This window comes from Curtobacterium pusillum, assembly GCF_013359865.1.
GTDB lineage: Bacteria > Actinomycetota > Actinomycetes > Actinomycetales > Microbacteriaceae > Curtobacterium > Curtobacterium pusillum.
On the sequence record NZ_JABMCE010000070.1, the window covers coordinates 20136 to 38761 of the forward strand.

The 18626-nt window shown below is 71.6% G+C and carries 16 protein-coding genes; 8 read left to right on the forward strand and 8 right to left on the reverse strand.

Annotated features, from left to right (window positions below; translation table 11 throughout):
- Positions 1-80: 80 nt before the first annotated feature.
- Positions 81-1280, forward strand: a complete 1200-nt coding sequence (locus HP507_RS07395) for an amidohydrolase (protein WP_175351146.1) — start codon at positions 81-83, stop codon at positions 1278-1280.
- Between the two features lie 145 nt (positions 1281-1425).
- Here HP507_RS07395 and HP507_RS07400 read toward each other — a convergent pair whose 3' ends face one another.
- Positions 1426-2316, reverse strand: coding sequence for an aminodeoxychorismate lyase (locus HP507_RS07400; protein ID WP_175351147.1), 891 nt, complete (start codon positions 2314-2316; stop codon positions 1426-1428).
- Between the two features lie 34 nt (positions 2317-2350).
- A complete protein-coding gene (locus HP507_RS07405; RefSeq protein ID WP_175351148.1) occupies positions 2351-2701 on the reverse strand; it encodes a tryptophan synthase subunit alpha in 351 nt (116 codons plus the stop codon).
- 64 nt (positions 2702-2765) lie between these two features.
- Between HP507_RS07405 and HP507_RS07410 the strand changes: the two genes are divergently transcribed.
- The gene (locus HP507_RS07410; RefSeq protein WP_217508582.1) at positions 2766-3311 is read left to right on the forward strand and encodes an 8-oxo-dGTP diphosphatase; all 546 of its coding nucleotides are present in this window, start codon (positions 2766-2768) and stop codon (positions 3309-3311) included.
- Between the two features lie 33 nt (positions 3312-3344).
- Here the strand turns inward: HP507_RS07410 and HP507_RS07415 are convergent, their stop codons facing one another.
- Positions 3345-4367: an Lrp/AsnC family transcriptional regulator gene (locus tag HP507_RS07415; RefSeq protein ID WP_175351150.1), complete on the reverse strand. Its 1023-nt coding sequence runs from the start codon at positions 4365-4367 to the stop codon at positions 3345-3347.
- 124 nt (positions 4368-4491) lie between these two features.
- Here HP507_RS07415 and HP507_RS07420 point away from each other — a divergent pair, with 124 nt between their 5' ends.
- The 3 genes from HP507_RS07420 to HP507_RS07430 all read left to right on the forward strand — a co-directional run bounded on the left by HP507_RS07420 (position 4492) and on the right by HP507_RS07430 (position 8648).
- Positions 4492-5886: a DUF3100 domain-containing protein gene (locus tag HP507_RS07420; RefSeq protein ID WP_175351151.1), complete on the forward strand. Its 1395-nt coding sequence runs from the start codon at positions 4492-4494 to the stop codon at positions 5884-5886.
- 61 nt (positions 5887-5947) lie between these two features.
- The gene (locus HP507_RS07425; RefSeq protein ID WP_175351152.1) at positions 5948-7168 is read left to right on the forward strand and encodes a M20 family metallopeptidase; all 1221 of its coding nucleotides are present in this window, start codon (positions 5948-5950) and stop codon (positions 7166-7168) included.
- A gap of 85 nt (positions 7169-7253) precedes the next feature.
- A complete protein-coding gene (locus HP507_RS07430; RefSeq protein ID WP_271207147.1) occupies positions 7254-8648 on the forward strand; it encodes an L-serine ammonia-lyase in 1395 nt (464 codons plus the stop codon).
- A gap of 35 nt (positions 8649-8683) precedes the next feature.
- Here the strand turns inward: HP507_RS07430 and HP507_RS07435 are convergent, their stop codons facing one another.
- From HP507_RS07435 to HP507_RS07445, 3 genes are all read right to left on the reverse strand, one after another.
- Positions 8684-8968 carry a hypothetical protein gene (locus HP507_RS07435; protein WP_175351154.1) on the reverse strand — a complete coding sequence of 95 codons (285 nt, stop codon included), beginning with the start codon at positions 8966-8968 and terminating at the stop codon, positions 8684-8686.
- Between the two features lie 27 nt (positions 8969-8995).
- Complete coding sequence (locus tag HP507_RS07440; RefSeq protein WP_175351155.1) at positions 8996-10639, reverse strand: ABC transporter permease; 1644 nt, start codon at positions 10637-10639, stop codon at positions 8996-8998.
- Positions 10640-10716: 77 nt separating this feature from the next.
- Positions 10717-12405 carry a cation:proton antiporter gene (locus HP507_RS07445; RefSeq protein ID WP_175351156.1) on the reverse strand — a complete coding sequence of 563 codons (1689 nt, stop codon included), beginning with the start codon at positions 12403-12405 and terminating at the stop codon, positions 10717-10719.
- Between the two features lie 116 nt (positions 12406-12521).
- Between HP507_RS07445 and HP507_RS07450 the strand changes: the two genes are divergently transcribed.
- From HP507_RS07450 to HP507_RS07460, 3 genes are all read left to right on the forward strand, one after another.
- Entirely contained in the window at positions 12522-13778 is a 1257-nt protein-coding gene (locus HP507_RS07450; RefSeq protein WP_271207145.1) for an inorganic phosphate transporter, read from the forward strand.
- The gene (locus HP507_RS07455) at positions 13778-14074 is read left to right on the forward strand and encodes a hypothetical protein (RefSeq protein WP_175351157.1); all 297 of its coding nucleotides are present in this window, start codon (positions 13778-13780) and stop codon (positions 14072-14074) included. Before HP507_RS07450 ends, HP507_RS07455 begins: the two co-directional genes overlap by 1 nt.
- Positions 14075-14304: 230 nt before the next feature.
- Positions 14305-15777, forward strand: a complete 1473-nt coding sequence (locus tag HP507_RS07460) for an aspartate ammonia-lyase (protein WP_175351158.1) — start codon at positions 14305-14307, stop codon at positions 15775-15777.
- Between the two features lie 146 nt (positions 15778-15923).
- Here HP507_RS07460 and HP507_RS07465 read toward each other — a convergent pair whose 3' ends face one another.
- Complete coding sequence (locus tag HP507_RS07465) at positions 15924-17003, reverse strand: YihY/virulence factor BrkB family protein (RefSeq protein ID WP_175351159.1); 1080 nt, start codon at positions 17001-17003, stop codon at positions 15924-15926.
- Positions 17004-17246: 243 nt separating this feature from the next.
- Complete coding sequence (locus HP507_RS07470) at positions 17247-18569, reverse strand: MFS transporter (RefSeq protein WP_175351160.1); 1323 nt, start codon at positions 18567-18569, stop codon at positions 17247-17249.
- Positions 18570-18626 lie beyond the last annotated feature (57 nt).

The following is an 18626-nucleotide window of genomic DNA, read 5'->3' on the forward strand; positions in this document are numbered from 1 at the left end:
TGGTACGCGTTCTGCGACGCGAACAGTTCATATGTCGTATGCATGGTGGGGATGTCGCTCGTCCTCGGTAGCGTGGTGGCATGAGCAACTCCTTCGTCGTCACGAACGCGCACGTCGTCCCCGTCTCCGCCCCCGAGTTCGACGGTGGCGCCGTCGTCGTGGAAGACGGTCGGATCACCGCGATCGGACCCGACGTCACCCCGCCGCCGGGTCTCCCGGTCGTCGACGCGGCCGGCGCGTGGCTCGTCCCCGGGTTCGTCGAGGCGCACGGGCACGTCGGCATCCACGAGGAAGCGAACGGCGACGCCGGCAACGACACCAACGAGATGACCGGCCCGAACATGGCCGGCGTCCGGGCGATCGACGCCATCGACATCGACGACGAGGGGTTCCGCGACGCGCTCGCCGGCGGCATCACGAGCATCGTCGTGAAGCCCGGCTCGGGCAACCCGATCGGCGGTCAGACCGTCGCCATCAAGACCTGGGGTGGCCGCACGATCGACGAACAGCTCATCTCAGATGCGGTGAGCATCAAGAGCGCCCTCGGTGAGAACCCGAAGCGCGTCTACGGCGGCAAGGGCCAGACGCCGTCCACCCGTCTCGGCGTGGCCAAGATCATCCGCGACGCCTTCGTCGAGGCGCAGAACTACCGTGCCGCGCGCGACGCCGCCGCCGCGAAGGACGAGCCGTTCGCCCGCGACCTCTCGAAGGAGACCCTCGTCCGCGTGCTGGACGGCGAGCTCGCCTGGGACCAGCACACCCACCGGCACGACGACATCGCCACCGCGATCCGGCTCTCCGAGGAGTTCGGGTACCGCCTCGTCGTGAACCACGGCACCGAGGCGCACAAGATCGCGGACGTCCTCGCCGAGAAGGACATCCCCGTCATCTACGGCCCGCTCTTCACCAGCCGTTCCAAGGTCGAGCTCCGCGACCGCGGCATCCCGAACCTCGCGAAGATCGCCGCCGCCGGAGTGCGCATCGCGATCACGACGGACGCGCCGGTCGTCCCGATCAACATGCTCGTCGACCAGGCGACCGCCGCAGTGAAGGAGGGCCTGCCGCGCCAGACGGCGCTCGAGGCGCTCACGACCAACCCGGCCGAGTTCCTCGGGTTCGGTGACCGCGTCGGTCGCCTGGCCGAGGGCTACGACGCCGACCTCGTCCTCTGGGACGGCGACCCGCTCGACGCGACCAGCCGCGCGACACGCGTCTGGATCGAGGGCGCGTCCGTCTTCGAGTACGCCGACGGGGCGGGCGTCACCACTCCGCGCTGGTAGCGACCACACCGGACTGGAGGCGCGGTGCCGGCTGGCACCGCGCCTCCAGTCCGTCACGGGCGCACCACGACGTTCCACGCGTTGATCGACGCGCGGGGTGTCGCAAAGGTGACGCGGCCCGGGCCGCCGGGCCCGCGCCCCGCGCTCAGACCTCGCGCGCCAGCAGGAACTCGTTGATGCGCGTCGTGAGCTCTGCGTCGATCTCCCGCGCGTTCCCGTTGACCGCTCGGATCGGTGCCGCCTGCCGCACGCTCGACACCAGCCACGCCGCGTCCGCCGCGTGGAAGTCGTCGAGCGTGATGAGCTCGTAGGCGGTCTCGATGCCCGCCTCCGCAGCGAAGCGGAACACGTCCGCCTGCGTGGTGCCGGCCAGGATCCCGATGTCGGTGCGCGGCGTCACGAGCCGGCCGCCGACCGACAGGACGAGGTTCGCTCGCGTGCCCTCGAGCACGTAGCCGTCGGTGGAGACGAACACGGCGTCGTCGGCCCCGCGACGCGCGGCCTCGCGCAGCGCGGCCATGTTCACGGCGTACGACAGCGTCTTCGCGCCCTGCAGGAGCCACGGCGAGGTCCGCTCGACGTCGTGTCGGTACCCGCGGTCGAGCGTGACGACGGAGATGCCCTCGGTACGGGCGGCGGTCGAGTCTCCGGACGGTGCCGCGTAGACCCACCCGGTCGGCCGTTCGGCACCCTCGACGCCGCGGGTGAGCACGGTCTTCACGAAGGCCTCGCGCACCGGGTCGAGCTCGGCGCAGACGGCTTCGACGGCCCGGCGCCAGGCGTCGACGTCCGGAACAGGGAGGTCGAGCATCCGTGCCGACCGTTCGAAGCGTGCCAGGTGCGGTTCGACGGCCTGGGGGTGCCCGTCCACGACGGTGATGGTCTCGAACACGCCGTCGCCGCGGATGATGCCGAGGTCCTGCACCTGGATGTGCTCCTCGAGCGGCCCGGCGAACGTGAAGGCATCCGCGGCGGGGTCGTGCGGGGCGGCGTCGCGGGAGGGCTGGTTGAGGACGGCGAGGACGGTTTCGGTCATGACCCCATCCAACCGCAGCCCGACCGGGAACGAGCTAGCCGGCTTCGGGCAGGGCGCCCATGAGCTTCCACACCGCGGGCGTGAGCTCGGGGTGCTGCAGCGCGATGCGGCGCAGACGGTGGTACTCCTCGCCGAGCCGCGTGCCCTGGCCGGACGCGGGGTGCATCGACCACTGCGCGCTCCGCTGGCCGATCGCGGCGTCGAGCTCGACGGCATCCGCGCGGAGGATGAGCACGACCTGCTCGTCGACGGTGGGGAGCGTCGGCATGAACTCCCACGGGTCCTCGCCCTGGCGGCTGCGGTGCTCGACGATCATCGAGATCTCCTCGGCGGCCTCGGCGCGCAGCACTTCGAGGCTGCGCCCGGTCCTGCGGGGCTCAGCCATGGTGCCCCCGCAGCACGCCTGCCATGGAACGAGCGTACGCCACTTCATCGGCCAGACTGGTCGTGTGACCACGCGCGACGAGAGCAAGTCCCAGCACCCCGCGGTGGTCGTCGTGTACCTGGTCCGCGACGACGGTTCGGGGCCGCAGGTGCTGCTCGGCGAGAAGCGGCGCGGGCTCGGCACGGGCCGCCTGGTCGGCCCCGGCGGGAAGCGGGAACCGGGGGAGTCCGCGGTCGAGACCGCGGTGCGCGAGGTGTTCGAAGAGGTCGGCCTGCGGATCGACGCCGCCGACCTGGAGGCGCGGGGCACGTTGGACTACCGGTTCCCGTACCGTCCGTCCTGGTCCCAGGTCTCGGACGTCTTCGTCTGCCGCCGCTGGCAGGGCACCCCGTCGGGCAGTGACGAACTCGTGCCCCGGTGGATCCCGGTCGACGCCGTGCCGTACGACGCGATGTGGGACGACGCGGGGTACTGGCTGCCGGGGGTGCTGCGCGGGGGATCGGTGCGGGCGCGGTTCTCGTTCGCCGAGGACAACGCGTCGGTGGCCGGGTTCACCGGCACCGGGGTCGACGGGTCCGGCCGGCCGGGGGTCCGACGGACAGGAGCCTGAGGGACAGAGCCCTGAGGGACAGGGGCCCGACGGTCAGGGGCCGGGAGCCGTTACGTCGGCCTCGGCATCGGCTTCGGGATGGGTCGGCCGGTAGCGTCCCTGGGCGTCGATGCGCTTCTGCAGGTGGTACGGCGTCCGGAGCACGACCGACCGGTCGGCGACGGAGACTCCCGGCACGTGTTCGGCGAAGAACGTCTCGATGCGCGCGACGTCGTCGATCGACCGCAGCCACACCGCGAGCGCGATGTCGTACCCGCCGACGATCGAGGCGACGAGGCGGGACTCGCCGAGCCTGGTCAGCCGTTGCACCGCCGCGGTGCGCTGCAACGGGTCGACGTCGAGGAAGTACCAGGCGTACACCGGCCAGCCCGAGAGCGGTCGCGCGATCTCCGTCCGGAGCACGACCTCGCCCGAGGCGAGCACCGAGGCGAGCATCGCCGATGCCCGCGGCGGGGTCGTCCCGAGTTCGGCGGCGAGCCCGGTGATGGTGATCCTCGGGTCGCGGGCGAGGACGTCCCGGATCCGCGCGGCGACCTCCGGCGGGACGGACGGCAGACGCGCCGGGGGAGCGGAGGGCTCCAGCGCGGCGGTCTCCGTGGAGTCGAGTTCGCGGAGTCGCCACTTCCGGGCATCGGCGAGCGTCGCGGTCGCGATGTGGGTGCGGAGCGCCCGGATCTCCGGCAGGGTGCCCATTCGTTCGAGGACATAGCGTGCGAGGGCGTCGCGGCTGTCGCACACGAGGGTCAGGAGGAGGTCGCGTCCGCCGGTGGTGACGTCGATCGTGAGCACCTCGGGATCGCGGGTGAGCTCCTCGACGATCCGCATCGTCTCGGACGGCGGGCACTGCACCTCGACGAGGGCGGTGGTGACGGAGGGAGCCGCGCGGTAGACGGCGATCCACGCGACCCCGCGTTCCTGCAGCCGGGTCCACCGCCGCGCGACCGTGACGGCGTCGCTCCCGAGCGCGGCGGCGATGGCCGACCACGGTGCCCGAGGCTGGATCTGCAGCGCGTGCAGAAGCCGACGCTCCTCGACTGACAGGCTGTGATCCTGCATCCAACCTCCCCTGATCGCGCAGATCCTGCGATGTGACGTTCCGGAAACACGTCGATCGTACGTTGCCCGCATCGCACCACGGACCATCCCCGCTGCCGATCTCCCCGATCAGGAGGAACCCGTCATGACCGACACCGCCGCCCCCGCACCGACCGCCGGGCGTACCACCGCCCCCGCGCCCCGCCCCGCTCGGACACCACGACGCCAGCGCGTCTGGATCGTGCTCGTGCTCCTCCTCGTGATCGCTTCGCTCGCGCAGATCGTCGGCCCCGCCGTCATCCCGATCGGCGTCGCGAGCATCACCGTCCTCCCGATGGTGTGGGGTCTCCTCGCCGGCGGTGTGGTCTCATCGCAGCGGTTCCGTCCGCTCGGCGTGGACCTGCAACGGGCGGCGAGCGCCGTGATGGGCATCGCGGTCCTCCTGCTGATCGCCCGGCTGTCCGTCACGATCGGCCCGAACATCGGACTGCTCGTCGACGCCGGGCCGGCGCTGCTCCTGCAGGAGGTCGGCCACCTCTTCGGCACGATCGTCCTCGCCCTGCCGCTCGCCGTCCTGCTGCGGATGGGCCGGGCGACGATCGGGGCGACGTTCTCGATCGACCGCGAGGGATCGTTCGCGATGGTGAGCGAACGCTTCGGCCCGGACTCGGACGAGTACCGCGGCACCCTCTCGATGTACGTGTTCGGCACGCTGCTCGGCGCCGTGGTCATCACGATCGTCGCGTCGTTCGCCACGTCCCTCCACGTGTTCGACCCGCTGGCGCTCGCGATGGGAGCGGGGGTCGGCTCGGGTTCGATGATGGCGGCCGCCGTCGCCGCGGTCGTGGCCGAGCACCCGGGGATGCAGGAGCAGGTCCTCGCGCTCGCCGCGACGTCGAACCTCATCACCGGTCTGCTCGGCATGTACGTCGGCATGTACGTCGCCCTGCCGCTCGCGCAGAAGGTCTACGAGCGTCTCACGCGCCGCGCCACGGTGAGCACGGCCGGAACGACGGCGCGCACCGTCGGTGCCGCACCGCTCGTCGTCACCGCCGCGACCGACGTCGGCTCCGCCGCTGCGACTGAGGCCCCGGCCTCCGGCTCCCGGGTCCGCCTGCTCGTCTCGCTCCCCGCACTGGTCGTCGTCGGCACCGTCGTCTCCTCGATCGCCGCGGGCGGGTTCACCTGGCAGATCCCGCTCGGCTACGTCCTCATGTGTGCGCTCGTCCTCATCGGACTCGGCGTGTACCGGCTGACCCGCGGCAAGATCGCCAGCCTCATCGTCGTCACCACCGTCGGCGCCCTCGTGACCAGTCCCGTCTCGCCGATCGGCCCGTGGCTCGTCGACGTCCTCAACACGGTGGACTTCCTCTCGATCTGCACCGTCGTGCTCACCATCGCCGGGCTGAGCCTCGGCAAGGACCTGCCGAAGCTCAGGTCGATCGGCTGGAAGATCGTGCCGGTCGGTCTCGTCGCGATCGTCACCTCGTACCTGCTGTCGGTCGTCGTCGCCGAGTTCGCCCTCGGCCTCTGGCACTGACCGAGGCCCCGCCGCCCGAGCACCCCAGATCCACCCCGCACCCGATCCACGAAGGAACGACATGACCGTCACCGCCCCCATCGCACTCACCGACCGCGTCGAGGCGGCCGTCCGCGCCCGCTCCGAGCAGCTGCTCCGCGTGAGCCACGCCGTGCACGCCGACCCCGAGACGGCGTTCGAGGAGCACCACGCGGCCGAACTGCTGGCGTCCGAGGCCGAGCGAGCGGGCTTCGCGGTCGAACGCGGCGCCTACGGACTCCCGACGGCGTTCGAGGCTGTCGCAGGGACCGGCCCGTTCCGGGTCGTCGTCTGCGCGGAGTACGACGCCCTGCCCGGGATCGGGCACGCGTGCGGTCACAACGTCATCGCCACGGCGGGTCTCGGTGCCGCACTCGCGCTCGCCGAGGTCGCCGACGAGGCCGGTCTGACGGTCGTGCTCCTGGGCACGCCGGCGGAGGAGCACGGTGGCGGGAAGGCGATCCTCCTCGAGCGCGGTGCGTGGGAGGGTGCGACCATCTCCCTGATGGCCCACGGGACGGCCGCCGCCGAGGACGTCGCGTGTTCGCTCGTCGGGACGCAGGCGGTCGATCGTTTCGACGTCACGTTCACCGGCCGGGTGGCGCACGCCGCCGCCGCACCGCACGAGGCCGTCAACGCCGCCGACGCCGCGACCCTGGCGCTCAGCGCCATCGGTCTGCTCCGCCAGCAGCTGGTCGACGGCATCCGGGTGGCGGCCTTCGTCGAGCACGGTGGCGACGCGACGAACATCGTGCCGGGCATGACCCGCGTCCGTGCCGAGGTCCGTGCCCACGAGCTCGACGTCATGCTCGACGCGAAGCGCCGCGTGCTCGCGTGCTTCGAGGGTGCGGCGATCGCCACCGGCTGCACGTGGGAGAGCGAGCGTGCCGAGCCGCGCTACGACGAGCTCCGACAGGACCCGACCCTCGCCGCGCTCTGGGACGACGCGCTCCGTGCCCTCGGTCGGACGGTCGCCGGCGGCGGCGAGCGGGTCGGCGGGTCGACCGACATGGGCAACGTGTCGCAGGTCGTGCCGTCGATCCACCCGATGATCGCCCTGCTGGGGGCCGTCGGGGTGGCGCACACCCCCGCGTTCGCGGCGGATGCGGGCGGGCCCGCCGGGGACGTCGCCGCCCTCGACGCGGCGATCGGGCTCGCCCGCACCGTGGTCGCCGCGGCCACCGGTCCCGCGGCCGAGGCGTTCCTGCAGGCCGCGCGCACCCGGACGCCGGGGGCGACGACCCACGCCCGCGGCGATGCCTGACGTGCTGAGCCCGGCCGCAACGGCCGCAACGGCCGCAACGGCTCCAACGGCCGCGACGGCTCCGACGGTCGCGACGGCTCCGACGGTGCACGTCTCGGTCTTCGACCTCTTCTCGGTCGGCATCGGCCCGTCGAGCTCCCACACCGTCGGACCGATGCGCGCGGCCGCCCGCTTCCGGGCGGCCCTCGGCCACCGGCTGCCGGAGGTGACGCGCTGGACCTGCGTATTGCACGGTTCCCTCGCCGCAACCGGCATCGGGCACGGCACTCCGGACGCCGTGCTGGCCGGGCTGGGGGGAGCGGAGCCGGAGACGTGCGACCCGGACGCCGTCCGCGGCACCTGGGCGGCGATGACGGAACCGGGGCCGGAGCGGCCGCACCCCGTGCCGGTCCCCGGCGGGTCCGTCCCGTTCCACCGGCACGACATGACGTTCGAGCCGTTCGCGCGGCACCACGGACACCCCAACGCGATGACGCTCGGGGCGGAGGGCGTCGACGGGACCCTCCTGACGCAGACCTGGCTCTCCGTCGGCGGCGGGTTCGTGGTCCTGGCGGACGGCCGGGAGGCGCGGCTCGACCCCGCCGCCGCGTCACCTCACGAGACGGTCGCCCCCGGTACGGGTACGGGCGCCGGCTCCGGGGTCGCGTACGCCACGGGCAGCGACCTCGTCGCCGCCGCCGCGGGCCGCAGCATCGCCGCGGTCGCCCGCGAGCACGAGCGCCTCCTGCGTGATGACGACGCGATCGACGCCGGGCTCGACGCGATCGCCGCGACGATGAACGGCTGCATCGACGCCGGCCTCCGCGCACGCGGGACACTGCCCGGCCGACTCGGGGTGCGCCGTCGGGCGTCCGAGGCCGCTGCACACCTGACGGAGCGCGGCACGGAGGCGTCCTCGACCGAGTGGATCGCCGTGTACGCGCTCGCGGTGAACGAGGAGAACGCCGCCGGCGGCCGAATCGTCACCGCACCGACGAACGGTGCCGCGGGTGTGCTGCCCGCGGTGCTGCGGCACCTCACGGCCAGCCTCGGCCTGGGCCGGTCGTCCGTCCGGGACTTCCTGCTGACGGCCACCGCGATCGGCTCGCTCATCAAGGCCGGCGCGTCGATCTCGGGAGCGGAGGCGGGATGCCAGGGGGAGGTGGGCTCGGCGTGTGCGATGGCCGCTGCCGGCGCGACGGCCGTGCTCGGCGGCAGTCCTGAGCAGGTCGAGAACGCGGCGGAGATCGCCCTCGAACACCACCTCGGGCTGACGTGCGACCCGGTGGGCGGTCTGGTGCAGATCCCGTGCATCGAGCGCAACGCGGTCGCGGCGACCACGGCGCTCACCGCGGCGCGGATCGCGTTGATGGGCGACGGTCGGCACGTGGTCAGTCTCGACACGGTCATCGAGACGATGCGGCAGACGGGCGACGACATGTCCGCCCGCTACAAGGAGACGAGCGAGGGCGGCCTCGCGGTGAACGTCGTCGAGTGCTGACCGTCGTCGCGAGCTGACCCGGGGCGCGGGAGGTCTCAGCGGGTCTGGGTGCGGGTGCTGCCGGTCCGTGCTTCCTCGGCGGCGGCGATCACCTCGGCGTCACCGCTCCGGCCGCCGAGCGGGCGCACGAAGAAGTCGATGATGCCGAACACGATCGCGCCGACCATGGCGAACATGGCCCAGCCGACGAACAGCCCGGCGACGTTCCGGCCGTCGGCCGGGGCGAGGACGACGCTCGTGACGTAGAAGCCGACCGTCAGCACCAGGAACACGACGACGACGGTGACGAGGACGCGGTGCCAGGCGATGCGCGGGTTCATGCCCCCAGGATACGCGTGGCGTGCGCCTCAGCGGTCCGCGTGGCGGCCGTGCGGGTGCTCGGCGGAGCCGTCCGGACGCGGTGCTCCGCCCGGCCTGGCCGCCCCGTCGGCGGAGCGAGCCGATGCGTCGGCACGACCCGGTGTCATGGAACCGTCCGCCCGCGGACCGGTACGTGTGCGCGGAGCGGTCGCCGCGCCTCCCGGCCGCTGCGGTGGACCGGAGCGGTCTGTGTTCCGTACCACGGGGACGCGCCCGGTCGGCGTGGCCTCGATCTCGAGCCCGTCGCGTCCGCCCATGAAGACGTCGCCGTTGGCGCGCTCGTCCTCCCAGCCGTCGTCGCGGAGCACGCTGAGCGTGCCGGTCTCGGTCGAGGTGAGGCCGTGCCGTTCGAGCTCGGCGTCGCGCTGCCGACCGAGGAACTCGCGGTTGGCGGTCTGGGCGTCCTGGAACATCGTGGTGCGGCCGCTGACGATCGCACGGATGCGGCGGTGTTCCCACCACATCTTGCCGAAGTACATGAGCACGAGACCGGCGGCGGCGTAGCAGGCCATCGTGATGAGGCCTCGAGCGTACGAGGGGCCGACGCCGTAGATCTGGTGCTTGATCATGTCGACCATGCTCGAGCCGACGACGACGTTGTTGAGCCACGCGAACGGTTCGGGCATGAACCACTTCGGGTAGGCACCGCCGGACGACGGCATCGACAGGAAGACGAAGCAGATCATGGCCGGGGCGGCGATGAACCGGCCGGCGAAGTAGCTCAGCCCGTTGACGGCGAGACCGATCGCGACGATCCAGCCCCAGGCGATGAGGACGAGCTCGATCCAGTGCCCGTGGATCGCACCGACGACGGGGCCGGCGAGGGTGTTCGTGATGAGGGAGATGACGAGACCACCGACCACGATGACGGCCATCCGGGTGCGGTGCCGGAGCGGGCCGCCCATGATGCCGATGAACATCGCGACCATGTAGCCGCCGATGCACCAGGCGAGCATGACGTACATCGAGACGGTCCCGTACTCGTCGTACGCGGGGAGCGGCGCGAGCTCGGTGACGGTCGGCGCCGCGACCCCGATCCCGGTGAGGACGGTGCTGAGCGTCACGGGAACGAGCGACGCGACCTGGAACTGGTGCGCCGTGGCCTTGAAGACCTCGTTCGTGGACGGGTCGTACGCCACGGCGATCGTGCCGGCGAGGACGTCCCGCTTCGCCTGCGCGAGCGAGTCGTACGTGCGGAACACGAACTCGCCCGGCAACGCCTTCTGCACGGCGGCCGACAGGGTCGGGTCGCCGCCGACGACGCCGACCGGCACGTCGTGCGGGTGCGGCGCGTGGAACGCGAAGACGTAGCAGAGGCAGAACCCGACGATGAAGAACAGCGGCATCCACAACTGCAGGCCGATCAGCTGCAGCGAGGGGTGGAGCGTGCCGAACCAGCGGCGGTAGCGGCTGATCCGCTGCGGTTCCGGGACGGGTGCCTGGCGGACGCGGGCGACGCTGCCGGCACGGTTCGGGCGTGTGCCGGCGACCGGCGCACCCCGTCGAGGCTTCGAGCCGCCGCGCGTGGAGGGGCGCGTCGCACGCTGCTTCGGAGCGGGGTTCAGCCGCGGCCCACCGTCGCGATCCGGGAGGTCGTTGTTCCTGGGGACGTCGTTCCGCGGCGTGCTCACTCGGCGATGCGCTCCTGTTCTTGGTGGGGCCGCCAGGATACGCCGCACGGGGTGCGTGCGCGCCGGACGCCTTCCCCCTACGACCTGCTGCGCGACGCCTGCGCGGAGTCCATCGCCAGCTCCTCGGCGTCGAGCGTCACGAGCACGCGACGCATGACCTCCTCGTCGAGGTTCCCCTTCTCGCGCTCCTCGAGCACGATCTCACGGCGGCGGTCGAGCAGCTCCCGCCGGATGTCCTGGATCTGAGAACCGCGCAGGCGGACCGGGGCGTTGCGCTCCTCGTCCTCCTCTTCCTCGGCGTCGCGGCGGAACGTCTCCGCCTGGCGCTCGAGCCGGGCCTTCAGACGGTTCACGACGGAGTCGACGGCTTCGCTGCCGAACTGCTTCGACCAGTCCGGCCGACGCTGCTCGAGCAACTCGATCGCGGCCTCTGTCGTGCGCTGGTTGAGGCGCATCTCGCTGCGGATGTCCTCGTCGTCCTCGTCCGGGTCCTGCACCTTGAGCGACCGGATGACGAACGGCAGCGTCAGGCCCTGCAGCAGGAGGGTGCCGACGGTCACGATGAACGCGATGATGAAGATGGTGTCCTGCGCGGGGATGTCCGTCGGGTTCGCGACGACGGACACGGCGGCGGCGAGGGTGACCACGCCGCGCATGCCGGTCCACGAGATGACGGTGAGCTCCCGCCAGTTGAGCTTCGGTTCGGCGGTGCCCCGCAGCCAGCGCAGCTTCGGGTGGCCTCGGGACGCACGGACGCGCAGGGGGCGGAGCCAACGCCCGTTGATCCGGTTCCGGACGTACGACTCGAAGACGAAGAGCGGGCGCACGAGGATCACGACGACGAGCACCACGCCCGCGGCGGTGAGCGTCTGTGCGAGGCTCCGCTCGCTCTCGACGAGGTCCTGCACGACGGTGTTCAGCTGCAGGCCGATGAGGGCGAACACGAATCCCTCGAGGATGACGTCGATGCTCGTCCAGAGCGGACGCTCCTGCAGACGGGTGGCGTAGCCCTCCTTCGGCGAGTTGTAGCCGACGTAGAGGCCGGCGGTGACGACCGCGATGACGCCGGAGCCGGAGAGGTCCTCCGCCAGGATGTACGCGACGAACGGCAGCAGGATGCTCATGATCGTCTCGACCACCGGGTCGTTGATCCGCATCCGGATCCAGTGCACGAGCACGCCGAGCACGCCACCGACGGCGAGTCCCACGCCGATCGCGAGCCCGAAGATGCCGAGGTCCTGCCAGATCGTGAGGGAGGTGCCCGCGATGATCAGCGTGAAGACGCGGACCAGGGTCAGCGAGGCGGCGTCGTTGATCAGGCTCTCACCGGACAGCACCGTCATGACGCGACGGGGGAGACCGAGCTTCCGGCCGATCGCGGCGGCGGACACGGCGTCCGGCGGCGCCACGATCGCTCCGAGCAGGATGGCGGCCGGCAGTGTCATGTCCGGGATGAGGACGTACGCGACCGCTCCGACGGCGAGCGCGGTGATGATGACGAGGAAGATGCCGAGGCGCCGGATCTGCTTGATCGAGGTCCGGAAGCTCTGCCACGACACGTCGAGCGCCGCCGAGTAGAGCAGCGGCGGCAGGATCACCGTCAGGATCACCTCGGAGTCGATCTCCATCGCGGGCAGCCCGGGGAGGAACGACGCCGCGAGCGCTACGGCCGTCACGAGCAGCGGTGCGGGCAACCCCTTCGCCCGCGCGAAGCCGGTCACGGCGAGCGATCCGACCAACAGGATGAGGAGCTCCACCGTGTCCATCCGTACATTCTCCCATCGGAATGGTTCACAACCTGAACGACTCCGCAGGCGTGGTGAACACCGCGTGAACAACAGGGTTTGCCACGGGGCGGTCCCATGCGGAACACTGGCCCGCGGTGGACATCACACTCATAGTCGTCCTGGTCATCGCGTTGGCCCTCTTCTTCGACTTCACAAACGGTTTTCACGACACCGCCAACGCGATGGCGACACCGATCGCCACCGGCGCGATGAAGCCCAAGGTGGCCGTCACGGTCGCGGCGGTGCTCAACCTCGTCGGTGCGTTCCTCAGCACCGCGGTGGCGACGTCGATCTCGCACGGCCTCATCAACGAGGGGCCGGGCGGTGTGGCGATCACACCCGAGATGATCTTCGCCGGACTCATCGGCGCCGTGGTCTGGAACATGATCACGTGGCTGCGGGGGCTGCCGTCCTCGTCGTCGCACGCGCTGTTCGGCGGGCTGATCGGTGCGGCCATCGTCGGTGCCGGTTTCGACGCGGTGAACTACGCGGCCCTGCTGACCGTGGTGATCATCCCCGCCTTCCTCTCGCCCGTGATCGCGGCGCTGGTGTCCTTCCTCTCCACGCGGATCGCGTACCGGCTCACGAGGCGCCCGGTGTTCCCGAACGAGCGGGGCGGCTTCCGCATCGGGCAGATCTTCACCAGCTCGATGGTGTCGCTCGCGCACGGCACGAACGACGCGCAGAAGACGATGGGCGTCATCACGCTGACGCTCATCGCCTCCGGAGCGCAGTCGACGGACCAGGGCGTGCAGTTCTGGGTCGTCGTCGCGTGTGCGCTCGCGATCGCGCTCGGCACGTACACCGGCGGCTGGCGCATCATCCGCACGCTCGGCTCGGGCATCACCGAGATCCGCGCGACGCAGGGCTTCGCGGCCGAGGCGTCCACCGCCGCGACGATCCTCGCGTCGAGCCACCTCGGCTTCGCGCTCTCCACCACGCAGGTCTCCTCCGGGTCGATCATCGGCGCCGGTCTCGGTCGGCGCGGGTCGAAGATCCAGTGGTCCACCGCGGGCAAGATCGTCATCGCCTGGTTCATCACGCTGCCGGCAGCGGCCGCGGTCGGCGCGGTCGCCTCGGGCATCGCCCGTCTCGGCGTCCTCGGGCTGGTGCTCGACACGCTCGTCGGTGCCGTCGTGATCCTCGCTCTGTACCTGTGGTCGCTCCGCAAGCCGCACGAGCAGGCGGCCGCGATCGAGGTCGACGTCGCGGCCAACGCCGTGTTCACCCGCAAGGAGCTGCGCGACATGCAGCGCAAGAAGCGCGCCGAGACCGTTGCTGCTCGTCGTGCCGAGCTGAGCCGCGAGCGCACGCTCCGCCGCATGGCCGGCCGCAAGGGAGGTCGTCGCTGATGGGTATTGACTGGTTCGCGTTCCTGACCGTCGCCATCGTGTCGCTCGTCGGCGCGTGCTTCGTGGTCACCGTCTACTCGATCGGCCTCCGGTTCTGGAGCGCCGCCGACACCCGCGCCGGCAAGTACACCGTCAAGGACGACGGCACCGTCGGCCCGGCGACTGACGGCTTCCCGGTGCCGGGAGCGGCGAACCCCGCGATGCGCTGGTTCCGGTCGCTGTCGGTCGCCTGCTTCGTCGTGTCCGGCGCCGCCGTCCTCTACGGCATCTACCTCATCGTCCCGCAGTTCCACTGACGCGACCAGACGGCACTGAAGCGACCCGCGGGCACTGACGCGACCCGACGGGGCCTGGAGGCGCGGTTCCAGCCTGCACCGCGCCTCCAGTCCGTCCCATGGTCACGTCGCTGGCCGCGCGGACCGAGCAGGAGTCGCCGCACCCTCCGCGCACATCGCGGGCGGGCCGCGACGCGCCCGCCCGCGCCGCGGCCCGGCCCCGACCGGCCGGACGGGCTACCCTCGTGGGCGTGACCGGCAACGAAGCAGCACAGACCCGCACCGAGACCGATTCCCTGGGTTCGCGGGAGGTCCCAGCGGATGCGTACTGGGGCATCAACACCCTCCGCGCCCTGGAGAACTTCCCGATCGCCTCCGTGCCGATCGCCGTCTACCCGGACCTCATCGAGGCGCTCGCGACCGTGAAGCAGGCCGCAGCCCGGGCCAACAAGGCGATCGGCGTGCTCGATGCCGAGCGCGCCGACGCGATCGACCGGGCCGCGCAGGAGGTCCGCGACGGCGCCCTCCGCGAGCAGTTCGTCGTCGACATCGTGCAGGGCGGGGCCGGGACGAGCACGAACATGAACACGAACGAGGTGCTGGCGAACCGTGCCCTCGAGCTCCTGGGCCGCGACAAGGGTGACTACGCGTACCTGCACCCGATCGACCACGTGAACCGCAGCCAGTCGACGAACGACACGTACCCGACGAGCGTGAAGCTCGCGATGATCCTCGGGGTCCGGCGCCTCACCGACCAGCTGTCGCTGCTGTCCGACGCCTTCGCCGAGCGCGGGCGGGCCTTCGCCGACGTGCTGAAGATCGGGCGGACGCAGCTGCAGGACGCGGTGCCGATGACCCTCGGGCAGGAGTTCACGGGGTTCGCGCACACGATCCAGGAGGACGTCGTCCTGCTCCGCACGGTGATGCCGCTGCTCGCGGAGACGAACCTCGGCGCGACGGCGATCGGCACCGGCATCACCGCTGATCCGCAGTACCGCGACGAGGTCCGTCGGCAGCTCCAGGTCGCGAGCGGGCTCGACATCGTCACCGCGCCGGACCTGATCGAGGCGACGAGTGACGCCGGCGTCTTCATGACGCTGTCCGGCACGGTGAAGCGCAGCGCCGCGAAGCTCTCGAAGATCTGCAACGACCTGCGCCTCCTCGCGTCGGGGCCGCAGGCCGGCCTGGGGGAGATCACGCTGCCGGCTCGGCAGGCGGGGTCGTCGATCATGCCGGGCAAGGTCAACCCGGTGATCCCCGAGGTGGTGAACCAGATCGCGTTCGCGGTCGCCGGGGCGGACACCACGGTGACGATGGCTGCCGAGGGCGGGCAGCTGCAGCTCAACGCCTTCGAGCCGATCATCGCCCACTCGATCCTGCAGTCGCTGCAGTGGATGGCGAGCGGGTGCGCGACGCTCCGTGAGAACTGCGTCACCGGGATCGAGGCGAACGAGGCGAAGCTCGCGGCGCAGGTCGACACGAACGTCGGCGTCGTCACCGCCCTCACGCCGTACATCGGGTACGCGGCCGCGGCGTCGATCGCGCACACGGCGTTGACGACCTCGACGCCGATCGCGACGCTCGTCACGGCGGCGGGGCTCATGGAGGAGGACCAGGTGCAGCGGGTCCTGTCGCCGGCTCGTCTGTCGGGCATCGAGCTCGCCACGGGGGCGATCCCGGTCGTCACCGAGGAGATGCTGGACCGGGCCGCGCGCGAGCGCTGAGCGGCGCGGGGACCCGCGGACCCGCGGACCCGCAAAACGCAACCTCGGCGGTTGCCCGCAGCGGTATACCCCTGCGAGTCACCGCCACAGTTGCATTTTGCGGGCGGCCGGGCCCGACGGGCGGCCGGCCGGACCCGCCGGGCGCGCTACGGCAGGGGCGTCTCGCCGACACGCACCTGCTGGGACATCTCGCGCAGGTGCTGCTCGACGGGCGTCGGCTCCTCGTCGGACTCCCGCCGCGCCGCCGCGGTCCGGACGTGGTGGGCTGCGGCGATGTCCGCGTCGCGCCAACGGGCGAGCGTGAAGTTGCGCGTGACGTCCCGCAGCGGGAGCCGGATCGACTCGTCCGCCTCGATGCCGGCGAGCAGCTGCCGCATCCGGATCACCTCGGAGTCGAGCTCCCCGCCGACGACGAGCACGAAGTTCGAGATGTACAGGTACACGAGCAGCAGGATCCCGCCACCGAGCCACCCGTACGCCTTGTTCCCGCCGCCGATCGTCTCGACGTAGATCGCGAACCCCAGCGTCGCGAGCGCCCACGTCACGATCGCGAACGCGGCTCCGGCGGACACCCAGCGGAGCTGCGGCGTCTTCACGTTCGGCGTCGCGTAGTACAGCACGGCGACCATCACCACGAGGTCGACCGCGAGGACCGGCCACTTCACGACGTTCCACGCGTCGTCGATCCACGGCGCCCAGTCCAGCTGCCGGATGACCGCGGCGGAGATCGTCGGCGTCCCGAGCAGGATCACGATCGCGATCGCCCCGCCGACCATGACCAGCAGCGTGACGAGGAGCATCATGCTGCGGAACTTCCAGATGCGCCGACCTTCCTCGACCTCGTACGCGGTGTTCATCGCCCGACCGAACGCCGTGGCGTACCCGGACAGCGACCACAGCGTCAGGACGACGCCGATCGTGAAGCCGAGCCACGGGTTGTCGAGCGTGAGCAGCTGCCGGAGCGGGCTCTCGAGGTGCGCGGCGGTCTCGGGTCGCACGATGAAGCCGAGCACCTCGATGATGTCCGACAGGCTGTCGCCCTGCCGGTCGACGATCGAGAGCGCGGACACGACGGTGAGCGCGGTGGGGAAGACGGTGAGCAGCGCGAAGAACGTCAGCGACGCGGCCGCGTCGACGACGCGGTGCCGGATGACCGAGTGGTAGGTGCGACGGACGACGGCGCGGACTCCCGTCCGCTGGAGGTCGCGCGACGCGCTGTCCGGCATGCGTTGTACGGTACCCGACACGTGCGGTCCTGGAGGCGCGGTGCGGGCCCGCGCCGCGCCTCCAGTCCGCCGTCCGGTCGCGTTCGTGCGCGTGCTGGTCGCGTTGGTGCCTGCGCAAGACACCGGTGTTCGCGCTCCGCGCCGCGGAACGCGGGTGTTCCATGCATGAACACCGGTGTTCTGGGGAACCGGAACCAGAACCAGAACCAGAACCGGAACCGGCACCGGGCGCGGGAGTCGCGGTCAGTTGGCGTGGGGGTGGCGGGCGTCGTAGCGGCGGAAGGACGGGACGAGGCGCAGGAGCAGCGCGACGAGCCCGATGATGAGCACGCCGCCGATGATCGGCGGGTACGCGATGCCTGCCGCGACGACGAGTCCCGCGTAGAGGTCGCCGACGCGCGGGCCACCGGTGACCACGACCGTGAAGATGCCCTGCAGGCGCCCGCGCATCCCGTCCGGCGCTGCGGCCTGCAGGATCGTGCCGCGGAACACCGCGCTGACGTTGTCGGCGCCGCCCGCCACCGCGAGGAAGAGCGCCGCGCCGCCGAGGGCCGGCAGGATCCCGACGTCGAAGGCCTCGCCGGAGCGTCCGCCGAGCGCGTGCGCGAACGCGATCACCACCCCGAACAGGGCGATCGCGCCGCCGTAGACGGTGATCGCCCAGCCGACCGCCTCGCCCTGGCGGCGGACGTGTCCGAGCGGCCCGGAGAACACGCTCGACACCAGCGCACCGATCGCGTAGGCGGCGGTGAGCGCCCCGACCGTGACCGCTCCGCCGCCGATGACGAGCGCACCGATCGCGGGGAAGAGCACGCGCGGCTGGCCGAAGGTCATCGCGATGATGTCGAGCACGAACGTCATGGTGATGTTCCGGGACCTCCGGAGGAACCGCGCTCCCTCGACGAGCGAGCTCAGCCCGGGCCGCAGGGCGCCGTGCTCGGGCGCCATCCGCGGCAGCGTGAACACCCCGAGGAACGCGCAGCTGAACAGCACCACGTCGATGGTGTACGTCGGGGCGAAGCCGACCGCGGCGATGAGGACACCGGCGACCGCGGGACCCACCGTGACCTGGAGTCCGGCCGCGATCCCGCCGAGGGCGCTCGCCGCGGGCAGGAGGTCGACGCCCACGAGTCGGGGGACGATCGCGGCCCGGGAAGCGCCGTTCACGGTGGCCGCGACGGCGTTCACCGTGGCGAGGACGTACAGGAGCGCGACGCTGTGGAAACCGAGCCAGGCGTGCGTGGCGATGAGCGCGACCGCGAGCCAGGCGACGATCGCGGACCAGAGCGCGACGGTGCGGCGGTCGAACGCATCGGACAGCATGCCGCCGTACAGGCCCGCGGCGATCATCGGCACGAGGGCGATGACGCCGACGAGCGAGACCGCGAACGTCGAGTGCGTGATCTCGTAGACCTCGAGGCCGACGGCGACCGTGGTCATCTGGGTGCCGATGCCCGCGATGGCGGTACCGGCCCACAGGCGGGCGAAGGCGGGGGAGCGGCGGAGCGGGGTGAGGTCCGCGAGGAGTCGTCGTCGACGCTCGTCGGTCGGTGTGGATGATGTCACGGTGGAACCATTCTGGGGCCTGCGGGGCGCGGGCGGCGCCCTCTGGTTGACTTGCCT